Below are 12,469 nucleotides of genomic sequence, written 5' to 3'. Positions count from 1 at the left end.
GTCGCCCGGCAGCGAGGGGGTGGCTGCCGGGCGACCGGGTCGGATCAGTAGGCGCGTTCGGGCAGTGCTGCCGTCGCGGCGTCCGGGGAGTCGAACGTGACACTCGGCACCACGATGTCCGATTCGACCTTGTCGCCGGCGAGTGCCTTCTTGACGATGTCGATCGCCGTCTCACCGAACAGCGGGTTGTACTCGGCGACGAAGCTCAGTCGTCCGGCGGCGAGTGCTTCGAGCGCCGCCTTGGTGCCGTCGATCGTGATGATCTTGACGTCGGTTCCGGGCTTCAGGCCGGCCTCCTCGACGGCGAGTGCAGCGCCGAGGCCCATTTCGTCGTTCTGTGCGAAGACGAGCTGGACGTCGTTGTTGTTCGCCTTGAGGATGGTCTCGAAGACGCTCTTCGCCTCTTCGGTGGACCAGTTGGCCGACTGCGACTCGAGCTTCGTGAAGTTCGGGTCGATGGTGTCGTCCCAGCCCTTGTTGCGGTCGTTGACGACGGAGAGGCCGGGAGGGCCCTCGAGGACGACGTACTTGGCGCCGTCGGGGAACTGACCGTTCGCCCACTCGGCGGCCGAGGCACTGATGCCGACGTTGTCGGGGGCGATGCGGCTCGTGTAGAGCTCGGTGTCGTTCGGCTCGATGCCGCGGTCGAGCAGGACCACGGGGATCTCGGCCTCCTTCGCGCGCTCCAGGACGCTCTCCCAGCCGGTCGCCTCGGTGGCGGACAGCAGGATGGCGTCGACGCCCTCGTCGATGAACGAGGTGAAGGCGGTGATCTGCGAGTTCTGGTCGCCGTTCGTCGCCGGTGCGTACTTGAGGTCGAAGCCGTTCTCCTTCGAGAACGAGTCCTGGATGTTCTTCTCGTTCGCGGTGCGCCATCCACCCTCGGGGCCGACGGCCACGAAGCCGATGGTGGTGAGTTCGCCGTCGGAACCGGCGTCGCCGTCGGAGCTTCCGGAACCGCTGGAGCAGGCGGTCGCGCTGAACGCGAGAGCACCGACCAGGGCGAGGCCCGCGAGTGCGCGGACACGTGTTGTCTTGAACATTGTTCTCCTCTTTGAGACCCGCGGTCCCGACGATGGGTGCGGCGTGAATGTGACGTGCGTGGTGCTGCGGTGACGCAGGTGGTCGGTGATTGTTAGCGATCACATCTGCGTTGTGCTGAACATTAGCCACGGCTCGAAGTGGTTGTCAACAGGCAATGTTAGCCCTCACAATTCTCGCGGAGCGGCCTCCCTGCGGCGCCGTCGCGCGCGCTAGAGTCAGGTGATCAGCGGACACCCCGGCCGCGACCACCTCGATGGAGAGCTGCAGATGACCTCGCCCACGCCACTCGTGCAGCTGCGCGGTGTCTCGGTGAGCTTCCCCGGCGTCAAAGCGCTCGACGACGTCGACCTCCGGTTGTTCCCCGGCGAGGTCCACTCCCTCATGGGCGAGAACGGAGCGGGGAAGTCGACCCTGATCAAGTCGCTGACCGGGGTCCATCGGATCGACAGCGGAAGCATCCTCCTCGAGGGGCGCGAGGTCTCGTTCTCGAGCGTCGCCGACGCCCAGGCGCACGGGATCAGCACCGTCTACCAGGAGGTCAACCTCCTCCCCAACCTGACCGTCGCGGAGAACATCCTCCTGGGCCGCGAACCCCGCCATGCCTGGGGAGGGATCTCGGGGAGGCGGATGCGCGAGCGCGCCCGCGAACTGCTCGCCGTCGTCGGACTCGACATCGACCCGGCCTCGCAGCTCTCCGCCCACCCGCCGGCGATCCAACAGCTGGTCGCGATCGTCCGGGCGATCGCCGTGCGCACCAAGGTGCTCGTCCTCGACGAACCGACCTCGAGCCTCGACAACGACGAGGTCACCGAACTCTTCCGGGTCATCTCGATCCTCAAGGCCGAGGGCGTCGCGATCCTCTTCATCTCGCACTTCCTCGACCAGGTCTACGAGATCTCCGACCGACTCACGGTGCTGCGCGAAGGCCGACTCGTCGGCGAATACCTCCCGCACGAACTGCTCCGGATCGACCTCGTCCACAAGATGATCGGCAAGGAGCTCGCGACCTTCGACGAGATCCGACGCGGGCTCGACACCTCCGAGGAGGGCGACGCCCTGGACGGTGAGGACCCGTTCGTCGCGGCGATCGGCCTCGGGCGCCAGGGCGCGATCGAACCGATCGACCTGAAGGTCTACGAGGGCGAGATCGTCGGCATCGCCGGCCTGCTCGGCTCAGGCCGGACGGAGCTCGCCAGACTCCTGACCGGCGTCGACCGGGCCGACACCGGCTCGGTGGAGGTGGCCGGGAGGGCCACCCGCCTCGGATCCCCGCGCCGTGCCCTCAAGCAACGGATCGTCTACGCGTCGGAGAACCGTCGCACCGAGGGGATCATCGGCGACCTCAGCCTGCGCGACAACATCGCGCTGGCCCTGCAGGCGGACCTCGGGTGGTTCAGGCGGATACCGCTGCGTCGGCAGAACGAACTGGCCGAGAGCTACATCCAGGCGATGGGCATCAAACCGGCGAATCCCGATGCGCTCATGAAGGAGCTCTCAGGCGGGAACCAGCAGAAGGTACTCTTGGCGAGGTGGCTCGCGCTCGCTCCTCGGCTGCTCGTGCTCGATGAACCGACCCGAGGCATCGACATCGGCGCCAAGGCCGAGATCCAGAAGCTCGTGACCCGGCTCGCCGAGAACGGTCTGTCGGTCGTGTTCATCTCAGCCGAACTCGAGGAGGTCCTGCGCATCAGCCACCGGATCGCCGTGCTGCGCGACCGACGGAAGGTCGCCGACCTCCCGAACTACGACCTCACCGTCTCGAAGCTGTTAGCTGCGATGTCGGAGGGGCCGGACGAGGCCCCGCCGGAACCGACCACGACCGCCGACGACGAGAGGGGACCGCGTGGCTGAGCCGTCCCGCCATGCGACGATCTTCGACGTCGCGCGGCTCGCGGGGGTCTCGCACCAGACCGTGTCACGGGTCCTGAACGACCTCCCGAACGTGCGCCCGGCAACGAAGGCGCGGGTCGACGAAGCGATCAAGCAGCTGCGCTACGTCCCCTCCCCCGCGGCCCGGACGCTCGTCACGAAGCGATCCCGGACCATCGGCCTCATCGCCACCGGCGGCACCGAGTTCGGGCCCTCGTCCTCGGTCCTGCACTTCAACGCCGCGGCCCGCGACGCACGCTGGTCGGTCTTCACCGCGAACATGGTGGACAGCGACCCGGGTTCGGCACGCGCGGCGGTCGAGGGGTTCCTCCGCCAGAACGTCGAGGGGATCGCCGTGATCAGCGCACGCGAGGGGGTCACCGACATCGTGGCGGGGATGGAACTCAGCGTGCCGCTCGTGGCCCTGCACGCCACACCACGCGCGGGCATGGTCACCGTCGGCGTCGACCAGTACGCCGGCGCTCGTGCCGCGACCGCCCACCTCATCGGGCTCGGCCACCGGCGCATCGGGCACCTCGCCGGACCACCGGATGCGATCGACGCCCGCGAGCGCGAGCGCGGCTGGCGAGACGAACTCGCCACCGCGGGTCTCGTCGCGCAGGTCGTCGGGACCGGCGACTGGACGCCGACCTCCGGATACGCTCTCGGCCGTCAGCTGGACGACGAGGTCACCGCGGTGTTCGCCGCCAACGACCAGATGGCCCTGGGGCTCATGCACTCGCTCACCGAGCGCGGCCTCCGGGTCCCGCTCGACTTCAGCGTCGTGGGGTTCGACGACATCCCCGAGGCGGAGCACCTCTCGCCGCCGCTCACCACCGTGCGGCAGGACTTCGAACAGGTCGGCCGGACCCTCCTCGCGACCCTGCTCGACCACGTCAACGGAGAACCCCCGGGAGCAGTGCCGCCCTCGGTACCGGAGCTGATCCTGCGCGACTCCACGGCGACGGCGAACGCCGAGCGCTTGGCGAGGCGCCGGGTCGACGTCCCCTGAGCATCTCCCGTCCCGGAGCCTCACCCGGTCCCTGCCCCGCCCGGCCCCTGAGCCTCACCCGGCCTCTGAGCCTCACCCGGTCCCTGCCCCGCCCTGCCCCTGAGCCTCACCCGGCCTCTGAGCCTCACCCGGTCCCTGAGCCTGTCGAAGGGCGAATTCCCAGGTACCCCGTCCACCCCCTGACCTACACTTGTCGGAGCAGGGGGAGTACTCCTTCGCGACATGCTCGTCAGTACGGATCCGCCATCGGGTCCCGGGGTGTCGGCTCTCATCGAGAGTGGAGAAGACCGTGTTCCGACCATCGCGTCGGAGTCCCGTCCTCGAGCCCTTGGAGCCACCATGGCCGTCACCCCGCTGATCTGGATCATCACCATCGGTGTCACGATCCTCTTCTTCGTCTACGAGTTCTTCGCGCACGTGCGGAAGCCCCACGAACCGACGATCGCCGAGTCGGCACGCTGGTCGATCTTCTACGTCAGCCTCGCCCTGCTGTTCGGCGTCGGCATCGGCCTCGTCTCCGGCTGGACGTACGGCGGCGAGTACTTCGCCGGGTATCTGACCGAGAAGGCGCTGTCGATCGACAACCTGTTCGTCTTCCTCATCGTGATGGCCGGGTTCGCCGTCCCGAAGGCGTACCAGCAGAAGGTGCTGATGATCGGCATCATCATCGCGCTCATCATGCGCGGCGCGTTCATCGCCGTCGGCGCCGCACTCATCGAGAACTACTCCTGGATCTTCTACCTGATGGGCGCGCTGCTGTTGTTCCTCGCGTACCGCCAGGCGTTCGGCAGCCACGAGAGCGACCCGGCGAACGGCAAGGTCGTTGGCTTCGCCCGCCGCATCCTCCCGATCACCGACACCTACCACGGCGACCGACTCTCGGTGAAGATCGACGGCAAGCGCTTCTTCACCCCGATGCTGCTGACGATCGTCGCGATCGGGTTCGTCGACCTCGTGTTCGCGGTCGACTCGATCCCCGCGATCTACGGCCTCACCGAGCAGGCGTACATCGTGTTCACCGCGAACGCGTTCGCCCTCATGGGCCTGCGCCAGCTGTTCTTCCTCATCGGTGGCCTGCTGGAACGTCTCGTCTACCTCGCCCAGGGTCTCGCCGTCATCCTCGCCTTCATCGGTGTGAAGCTCGTGTTCCACGCCCTCCACGTGAACGAGCTGCCGTTCATCAACGGCGGTCAGCACATCGACTGGATCCCCGACATCCCGATCTGGTTCTCGCTGCTCTTCATCGCCGTGACCATCACCGTGGCGACGGTCGCCTCGCTCGCGAAGACCCGCCGCGATGCGCGGGCCGGCATCGAGCGGTAGGGGTCGACCGACCGCACATGCGCTCCTATGCTGAGCGCATGTGCGGTCGCTTCGTCGTCACCGATTCCACGTCCACCCTCCTCGCGGACCTCGTGGCCGAGTTCGAGGCGCCAGCGCCCGACTACAACGTCGCCCCCACCACCGAGGTGACCGTGGTCCGAACCCGGCACGAGGAACGGGCCGCGACCAGCGCCCGCTGGGGCTTCGTCCCCGGCTGGGCCAAGGACTTCGCCAAGCAACGGCCACAACCGATCAACGCGCGCATGGAGACGGTCGCGACCGCCTCCATGTTCCGCAAGGCCTTCGCGTCAGCACGGTGCATCGTACCGGCGACCGGTTACTACGAGTGGGTCGTCACCGAGACCGGCAAGCAGCCCCACTTCATCCACGACCCCGAGGCCGAGCTCGCGATGGCGGGCATCATCAGTGCCTGGCCCGACCCGGGCAAGCCCGAGGGCGACCCGGCCAAGTGGCGGTTGTCGATGGCGATCATCACGCGGGACGCGCACGTCTCCCCGGGTGAGGTCCACGACCGCATGCCGGCCTGCCTCACCCCGGACGGCTACGACGACTGGCTCGGTGACCACCTCGACACCGACCAGCTGTTGCAGCTGCTCGACCGGGAGTCCTTCGCGGTCGCCCACGATCTCACGCACTACGAGGTCACGCGCGACGTGAACAACGTCCGCAACACGGGCCCGCACCTCATCGAGCCGCTCCCCGGCTGAGTGGTCGGCGCGGGTGGTCGTCGCATCCCTCAGCTCCTTCACAGACGCTCGTCTAAGCTAGACGAGCGTCTGACTCAGACGATCGTCTAGCGGCCCGATCGACGGGCCCTCCACCTCGAAGGAGCGCTCGTGAGCGGTCTGCGACAGTACGCGATGAACCAGGTCCGCGACGAGATCATCGACGCCGCCGGACTCGAGTTCGGCCGGAACGGCTACGCCGGAACGTCGTTCTCCGGCATCGCGTCCGTCATGGGCAAGCCGAAATCGGTCATCGGGTACCACCTGTTCCCGTCGAAGCGGAGTCTCGCGCATGCGGTGATCGCCGAGCAGGACGAACGGTGGCAGGCGGCGGACGCACGGATCGGCGTGCCCTACGGAGCGCTCCGCTGGGTGACGATGATCCTCGCCTCCGCGCAGGAGGCGCAGCGATCCCCCATCGCGATGGGCGCCATCCGGCTCCTGCACGAACTGCCACGGATGGACGACCCGGTCTACACGGTGTTCGACTGGCGGGCCTACACCCGCACGAACCTCCGCATGGAGGCCGCAGCGCACGATCTCGACCTCCCCGACCTCGACGGCGTCGCGGACGTCCTGCTCGACGCCTGCTTCGGACTCGTCACCACGACGGTGGGCGACGACGATGCGGCCGAGCTCAGCGAGCGACTGATCACCCTGATCCGGCCGATCCTCGCGACCGTCGATCCCGCCGGCGCTGCAGCCACGACGACCGCCGCAGCGGCCGCTCATGAGCTCGTCGCCGAACCGGCCGAGCACTGAGCCCCCCCCCCGCATCGCCCCCTCCCCCGAACCCCGTCTCCGCAATCGGAAGGACGCCCATGTCCCAGATCGACCCCGCGCACCTCGACGCCGTGCCGAACGGCACCACCCGCAGCACCACGGTCGCGGATCGCGTGCACCTCGTGCAGGGTCCGTCCGTCAACTGGATCATCGTCGAGGGCGATCTCGGCCCGGTCCTCATCGACACCGGCTACCCCGGCGACGGCGCGGCCGTCACCGCGACCCTCGGCGCGCTCGGCTATGCGGTCGAGGACGTGCAGGCGATCCTCCTCACCCACGGTCACAGCGACCACATCGGCAACGCGACCTTCATCGCCGGGTTGGCGGAGTGCGACATCCTCGCGTCCCGCGACGAGATCCCCAACGTCCGCCGGGAAGTGCTCGAACAGGTCGGACTCGCCGACGTCCAACCCCATCTGGAACGTCCCGGGGTCGCCGCCTGGGTCAGCCACGCCGTCGAGGCCGGCGGGCTCGAGGTCGTGCCGCCGACATCGGTCACCGCGATCGAGGACGTGCCCGAACTCCGGGCGACCCTCGGGGTCGCGGTCCGTCCGCTCCCCCTCCCCGGCCACACGCGCGGGCACCTCGGATTCCTCCTCGTCGAGCACGGCGTCCTCGTCGCGGGCGACGCGCTCGTCACCGCCCACCCCACCAGTCCCCACGACGGCCCGCAATTGCTCCCCGAGATGTTCCACGGCGACCTGCAGCGCGCCCGCCAGTCGTTGACCACGCTGGCCGGACTCCCGGCCTCCGTCGTGCTGCCCGGACACGGCCCGGCGTTCTTCGGCTCGCCCGCGCAGGCTGCGGCGGAAGCGCTCGCCTTCGGGAGTGCGTTCTGAGGGTCCGGCTCCCCGTCGGACCCCTGCGATAGCGTTGGTCACGTCCCCGAACCCGGATCCCGAGCCACGAGGAAGTGACCATGAAGAACCCGTTCCGCCGCGACGACAGCCCGAACGATGACAGCCCGGTCGATGAGCAGACCGACGCCCCGGGGCAGCCGAACCAGGGCCGCACCCTCGAGCCCGCTCCCGAGGTACTGGCCGAGCTCGACGCACTGAACGAGGCCTGCCGGGCGGCGCCGGACGACATCGACGCTCAGATCCGGCTCTGGCGGGCGGTCGCCGCACTCGACCGGTGGGTCTTCATCAACCGTGGTCCGGAGGAGAACCCTCGGCCGTACGCGCTCGCCGCGCAACCGGGGAACCTGATCGGGATCTACAGCAGCGGGACGCGAGCACAGGAGGCCGCGTACGCGAACGGGCTGGTCCCCCCGGACGCCACGGTGTCGCTGCTCGCGGTGCCGATGCCTGCGGCGATCGACTGGGTCCGGTCCTTCGGCGAGCACGGGGTCGTCGGCGTGACCATCGACTACCCGCGCCTCGGCGCCTGGTGCCCGCTGCAGAACCTGGCGGGGCTCCGGCCCACGGACACCCAGGGCTGACGCCGAGGAGGACCACGATGCACGGCTCGGAGCTGCAGGACCGGGCGGCTCGGCGCGCCGACGAACTCCCCGGCGCGGAGCTGACGCACCCGTTCGGCGACGAGTGGGACGTCTACAAGGTCCGCGGCAAGGTCTTCATGCTGCAGACGGGGGCGACGGGCGAACCCATCGTCACCCTGAAGGCGCGGCCTGAGGACAGCCACAGCCTGCGCGAGGCCTTCCCCGACATCATCCCCGGCTATCACATGAACAAACGGCACTGGATCTCGCTCAAGCCGGACGGCGAGCTCGAACCGGCGTTCGTCGACGATCTCGTCACGGAGTCGTACCTGCTCGTCGTCGAGGGGCTGCCGAAGCGGCTGCGCCCGGTCGATCCCGCCACGTTCGGACAGCACCACGACGGCTGAACACCGGGCAGGCAGTGCATTCAGACCGGGATGCGCCGGGCACCGGTGCCGGTGTCGCCGAGCTCGTCGTCGGGGTTGAGGAGCGTACACGCCTTCATCGAGAGGCAGCCGCAACCGATGCAGCCGGTGAGCTCGCGTTCGAGTTGCTCGATCCCGCGCCGACGCTGTTCGAGGACCTTCTGCCAGCGGCGGGAGGCACGCTGCCAGTCCTCGTGACTCGGGGTGCTCGAGAGCGGCACGTCGGCGAACGCCTCCGCCACATCTTCGAGCGGGATACCGAGGCGCTTCGCGACCGAGATGAGCGCGACGCGGCGCAGCATGTGCCGCGGGTAGCGCCGCTGGTTGCCGGCGGTCCGCTCGGAACCGATGAGGCCGAGCCGCTCGTAGTAGTGCAGCGCCGACACCGCGACGCCGGTGCGACGACTCATCTCACCGACACTGAGCAACTCGTCGGGGCTGTGCACGGCGCCTCACCTGACCTTCCGGGATGCGACCTCAAGCGACCTTCAGGTTCAGCCCCGCGTTCGACGCTACACCAGCCGCTCCGGGGGATGGGGAGCACTGCCCATCCCCACGCGCGACCAATGCTGGCGAACACCTGTCGCCCATCGCGCTGGCGCTGCCAGGATGGACGGAATCGCACATCGACCGGGGGGGGGGACGACATGACGCAGGACGAGGACTTCCTCGAGGTGATCGCGGCGGAGGTCTCGCAGGATCCGCAGAACGCAGCGCTCCGCGAGGACTTCGTGACCCTGCTGCTGCAGCACGACGTCGACCGCGCGGCGCAGGAGGTGACGACCTTCGAGCGACTCGGCGGCGACCCGGCGCGGGTCCGGCTGCTGCGCGCCCGCGTGATGGCGGCGCGACTCCGGGGGCCGGCGGCCGACACCTCGACCGAGCCCGACCGCTCGGCGGTCCCGTCACCGTCGACTGCCGAATCCGTCACCGTGCCGATCGGCCAGCCCAGCCTCTGGGATGCGGAACGACCGGCGGTCACGCTCGCGGACGTGGCAGGACTCGCCGACGTGAAGCAGCACCTCGACTCGACCTTCCTCGCGCCACTCCGCAACCCGGAGCTCGCCGCCGCGTTCGGGCAGAAGCCCGGCGGTGCACTGCTCATGTACGGCCCTCCCGGCTGCGGCAAGACGTTCATCGCCAAGGCGATCGCCGGCGACCTCGGGGCGTCCTTCATCCACGTCACCCTCGCCGACCTCCTGAGCAAGTGGCTGGGCGACAGCGAGAAGGCGATCCAGAGCGTCTTCCACGATGCTCGGGCCGCCGCTCCGTGCGTCATCTTCTTCGACGAGTTCGACGCACTCGGTGGCCGCCGCACGTCCGGGGGCGGATCGCAGTCGATGCGCACGATCGTGACGCAGCTCCTCGAGGAGCTCGACGGGGTGGCGGACGAGAACGACGGCGTGTACTTCCTCGCCGCGACCAACCGCCCGTGGGACATCGATCCGGCGCTGCGGCGCCCCGGCCGCATCGACAAGACGGTCCTCGTCCTGCCGCCGGACGCGGTCGCGCGCGCCGCGATCCTGCTGGGCGACCTCGAGGGCAAGCCGGCCGACGGAGTCGACGTCATCGCCGTGGCCGCAGCGACCGAGGGCTTCTCCGGGGCCGACATCGCGCAGGTGTCGCGGGTCGCACTGCAGCAGTCGCTCACGGCGTCGATGCAGGCGGGGGCGATCGTGCCGGTCACGACGCAGGCCTTGCTCGATGCCGCCGCCGGACTCATCCCCTCGACGGCATCGTGGTTCGACCAGGTCGCACCGGTGCTCGAATACGGCGTCGACGACGGCACCTTCGCCCAGCTCCGGGCGTACCGCGTGCAGCACGGGCTCCGATGAGCGACCCCGTCGGCGCCGAGCGCGAGGCCATCGAACACGACCGCGATCTCGCTTGGGAGCTCTTCGACTTCCAGCCCGAGCACCCACGGATCCCCGAGCTGGCGATGAGCGTCCTCGCCCGGGCGCCGCAGTTCACCGGGATGATCATTCTGCTCTCCATGCACCGGCAGGCGTGCGGCGACGTCGATGAGGCCAGACGCCTCCTCCGGGAGTTGCTCGGCCGCCGCGACCGGCAGTTCCTCGGGGCGCTGCGTCGCTTGCGCGATCTCGAAGGGTCCGAGGGCGACTTCGCCGAGGCCATGCGACTCGGTGAACTCGTCCTCCGCGAGGACCCGGAGGCGGACTGGTTCGACCACATGGACCACGCGGCCGCCGTCGCGATGGCCGCCGATCCCCAGCGAGGGTGGGCGCTGATCGACGACGCGGTCGAGCTGGCCGGACGGACCGCCCCGGAGGCGTACGCCGGCGCGCTCGGACTCCGAGCCCTGCACTTCCTGTCGACGGGCACCCCACCTGGCCGGTTCCTCGTCGCCGCGCAGCAGGCGATCGAGGCGGACCCGAGCGAGACGACACTCTCGACGGCGCTGGCCTTCGCCTACCTGTACGACTACCGTCCGCAGGAGGCGCTGGAACTCCTGGCCAGGGTCCTTCGCGAGGACCCGATGGACGAGGTCGCCCAGGGCGGGATGGTCGTCGCGCGAGCGTTCCTCGATCCCATCGAGCGTGGCGTCGGGACGATGGACGACCTGCGCCGGGCCGGCATGGGCGAGATCGCCTGGCGGATCCTCCGCGACAAGGTGTTCGAAGCCGGGCTCCGTGAGGCGTTGGCCGCTCTGGAACCGCTCCTTCCGGAAGAGCTGGCGGCCTCACTGCGCCCGCCGCTCGACCTCGATGCCGCGAGCGCGAGCGGCGGTGACGACAAGGTGCTCGCCTGGCACGACGGGCAGCTCCCCGGTACCGGCGGGCGCTGGGGCGACGGCAGCCCGTTCCGTCTCATGAGCGGCGCCGAGATCGGCGAGATGGACGAGGCGATCGAACGGGACCCGGAAGCGTGGCCGCAGTGGGATGCCGAGCGCGACTACTACACGCAGCTCTTCACCGACGACGCGGGCGCCTACCTCATCGAGGGTTCCGGTGGACGGCTCGTCCGTCGATCCGCCGGACGTGACGACGAAGAGGTGGCCGCGAGCCTCACCGACTGGTTGTGGGACCGGGTCGTCGCCTACGGAGGCGACGACCCGCGCCCGGGACGCTCTGCGACTGGATCGACACCGCCGGAATCGCCTGGCGGGCCCTCCGTTCAGCGACCCTGAGCCAGGTCGGCCGCCGGCCAGGACCAGACGACGTCGACGGCCGCCTGTTCCTTCACCGCGGACCGACGACGGGACGCTTCGCGCTTCGTCGTGGACGTCGGAGGCCAGTTCCAGATCCAGTCCTTGGGCACCAGGTGGAAGGTCAGCGTCGCCTGCCCGCGCTCCTCGTCGACGACGAGGACGAGTGCCGCACCGCGATCGCGGACACGCCACACCACCACCCCGCGTGGTGTCGTCGCGTGCGCTCCGACTTCGGCGAGACGCCGCCCGTACGGGTCCTCATCCGGGTCGAGCACGGTCTCCCGGTGGATGTGGTCTCCACCGAAGAGGTGGATGCAGTCCTGCTGCAGTGCCGCGCAGACTTCGCGCAGCCGCTCGAGTCCTGATCGATCCGTCGCGCTGCAGGCGGCTACGGCCAGGGGGAAGATCACGAGCGCGCCACGGTCGATGGCCGGGACGCCGAGCAGCGGCCACAGTGAGGGGTGGGTCGCGGCTTCACGGGGTGCGAGGCCGACGATCGCGTCGAGGATCCGCAGACCGTCCGCGACGTGTTCGAGTTCCGGCGATGCGTCGGCTGGTCCGGTCATCCGCCCAGGCTACCGAGCCGTCGGGGTGACGGGTGTGCACGCCTGCATCGAGCGGCAGACGCAGGGCGGTCCGACCCCGAGCACCCCTGTG

General features: G+C 69.4%; 13 protein-coding genes. 10 read left to right on the top strand and 3 right to left on the bottom strand.

The window, feature by feature from the left end; all coding sequences use genetic code 11:
• Positions 1–44: 44 nt before the first annotated feature.
• A complete protein-coding gene (locus CCK91_RS03240) occupies positions 45–1,043 on the bottom strand; it encodes an ABC transporter substrate-binding protein (protein WP_086472835.1) in 999 nt (332 codons plus the stop codon).
• 268 nt (positions 1,044–1,311) lie between these two features.
• Between CCK91_RS03240 and CCK91_RS03235 the strand changes: the two genes are divergently transcribed.
• The 8 genes from CCK91_RS03235 (at position 1,312) to CCK91_RS03200 (ending at position 8,625) form a co-directional block, all read left to right on the top strand.
• Positions 1,312–2,895 carry a sugar ABC transporter ATP-binding protein gene (locus CCK91_RS03235; RefSeq protein ID WP_086472834.1) on the top strand — a complete coding sequence of 528 codons (1,584 nt, stop codon included), beginning with the start codon at positions 1,312–1,314 and terminating at the stop codon, positions 2,893–2,895.
• Positions 2,888–3,925 (top strand): LacI family DNA-binding transcriptional regulator, encoded by a 1,038-nt coding sequence (locus tag CCK91_RS03230; RefSeq protein WP_086472833.1) that lies wholly within the window; start codon positions 2,888–2,890, stop codon positions 3,923–3,925. Before CCK91_RS03235 ends, CCK91_RS03230 begins: the two co-directional genes overlap by 8 nt.
• Positions 3,926–4,264: 339 nt before the next feature.
• Positions 4,265–5,248, top strand: a complete 984-nt coding sequence (locus CCK91_RS03225; RefSeq protein ID WP_086472832.1) for a TerC family protein — start codon at positions 4,265–4,267, stop codon at positions 5,246–5,248.
• Positions 5,249–5,286: 38 nt separating this feature from the next.
• Positions 5,287–5,976, top strand: a complete 690-nt coding sequence (locus CCK91_RS03220) for an SOS response-associated peptidase (RefSeq protein ID WP_086473141.1) — start codon at positions 5,287–5,289, stop codon at positions 5,974–5,976.
• A 129-nt stretch (positions 5,977–6,105) separates the two neighbouring features.
• Positions 6,106–6,756, top strand: a complete 651-nt coding sequence (locus CCK91_RS03215; RefSeq protein ID WP_085511115.1) for a TetR/AcrR family transcriptional regulator — start codon at positions 6,106–6,108, stop codon at positions 6,754–6,756.
• Positions 6,757–6,815: 59 nt separating this feature from the next.
• Positions 6,816–7,616, top strand: coding sequence for an MBL fold metallo-hydrolase (locus tag CCK91_RS03210; protein ID WP_086472831.1), 801 nt, complete (start codon positions 6,816–6,818; stop codon positions 7,614–7,616).
• A gap of 80 nt (positions 7,617–7,696) precedes the next feature.
• Entirely contained in the window at positions 7,697–8,218 is a 522-nt protein-coding gene (locus CCK91_RS03205; RefSeq protein ID WP_242664230.1) for a hypothetical protein, read from the top strand.
• 17 nt (positions 8,219–8,235) lie between these two features.
• Complete coding sequence (locus CCK91_RS03200) at positions 8,236–8,625, top strand: MmcQ/YjbR family DNA-binding protein (RefSeq protein WP_086472830.1); 390 nt, start codon at positions 8,236–8,238, stop codon at positions 8,623–8,625.
• A gap of 20 nt (positions 8,626–8,645) precedes the next feature.
• Here the strand turns inward: CCK91_RS03200 and soxR are convergent, their stop codons facing one another.
• Positions 8,646–9,089 carry a redox-sensitive transcriptional activator SoxR gene (gene soxR, locus CCK91_RS03195; RefSeq protein ID WP_255377972.1) on the bottom strand — a complete coding sequence of 148 codons (444 nt, stop codon included), beginning with the start codon at positions 9,087–9,089 and terminating at the stop codon, positions 8,646–8,648.
• 201 nt (positions 9,090–9,290) lie between these two features.
• Between soxR and CCK91_RS03190 the strand changes: the two genes are divergently transcribed.
• Together CCK91_RS03190 and CCK91_RS03185 are read left to right on the top strand one after the other, a co-directional pair.
• Entirely contained in the window at positions 9,291–10,478 is a 1,188-nt protein-coding gene (locus CCK91_RS03190) for an ATP-binding protein (protein WP_086472829.1), read from the top strand.
• Entirely contained in the window at positions 10,475–11,791 is a 1,317-nt protein-coding gene (locus CCK91_RS03185; RefSeq protein WP_086472828.1) for a hypothetical protein, read from the top strand. Before CCK91_RS03190 ends, CCK91_RS03185 begins: the two co-directional genes overlap by 4 nt.
• On the opposite strand, the gene CCK91_RS03180 is transcribed toward CCK91_RS03185, so the two are convergent.
• Positions 11,779–12,378: a hypothetical protein gene (locus CCK91_RS03180; protein WP_086472827.1), complete on the bottom strand. Its 600-nt coding sequence runs from the start codon at positions 12,376–12,378 to the stop codon at positions 11,779–11,781. The two genes, CCK91_RS03185 and CCK91_RS03180, sit on opposite strands and share 13 nt — an antisense overlap.
• Positions 12,379–12,469: the final 91 nt, after the last annotated feature.

This window comes from Plantibacter elymi (nom. nud.) (genome assembly GCF_900177795.1).
GTDB lineage: Bacteria > Actinomycetota > Actinomycetes > Actinomycetales > Microbacteriaceae > Plantibacter > Plantibacter elymi.
This window is presented reverse-complemented; position numbering and strand designations above follow the sequence as displayed.

Excerpts from the sequence above, each read along its gene's own strand:
- CCK91_RS03205 (WP_242664230.1), top strand. The coding sequence starts at position 7,697 with ATGAAGAACCCGTTCCGCCGCGACGACAGCCCGAACGATGACAGCCCG.
- CCK91_RS03240 (WP_086472835.1), bottom strand. The coding sequence starts at position 1,043 with ATGTTCAAGACAACACGTGTCCGCGCACTCGCGGGCCTCGCCCTGGTC.
- CCK91_RS03235 (WP_086472834.1), top strand. The coding sequence starts at position 1,312 with ATGACCTCGCCCACGCCACTCGTGCAGCTGCGCGGTGTCTCGGTGAGC.
- CCK91_RS03220 (WP_086473141.1), top strand. The coding sequence starts at position 5,287 with ATGTGCGGTCGCTTCGTCGTCACCGATTCCACGTCCACCCTCCTCGCG.
- CCK91_RS03185 (WP_086472828.1), top strand. The coding sequence starts at position 10,475 with ATGAGCGACCCCGTCGGCGCCGAGCGCGAGGCCATCGAACACGACCGC.
- CCK91_RS03180 (WP_086472827.1), bottom strand. The coding sequence starts at position 12,378 with ATGACCGGACCAGCCGACGCATCGCCGGAACTCGAACACGTCGCGGAC.
- CCK91_RS03190 (WP_086472829.1), top strand. The coding sequence starts at position 9,291 with ATGACGCAGGACGAGGACTTCCTCGAGGTGATCGCGGCGGAGGTCTCG.
- CCK91_RS03225 (WP_086472832.1), top strand. The coding sequence starts at position 4,265 with ATGGCCGTCACCCCGCTGATCTGGATCATCACCATCGGTGTCACGATC.
- CCK91_RS03210 (WP_086472831.1), top strand. The coding sequence starts at position 6,816 with ATGTCCCAGATCGACCCCGCGCACCTCGACGCCGTGCCGAACGGCACC.
- CCK91_RS03200 (WP_086472830.1), top strand. The coding sequence starts at position 8,236 with ATGCACGGCTCGGAGCTGCAGGACCGGGCGGCTCGGCGCGCCGACGAA.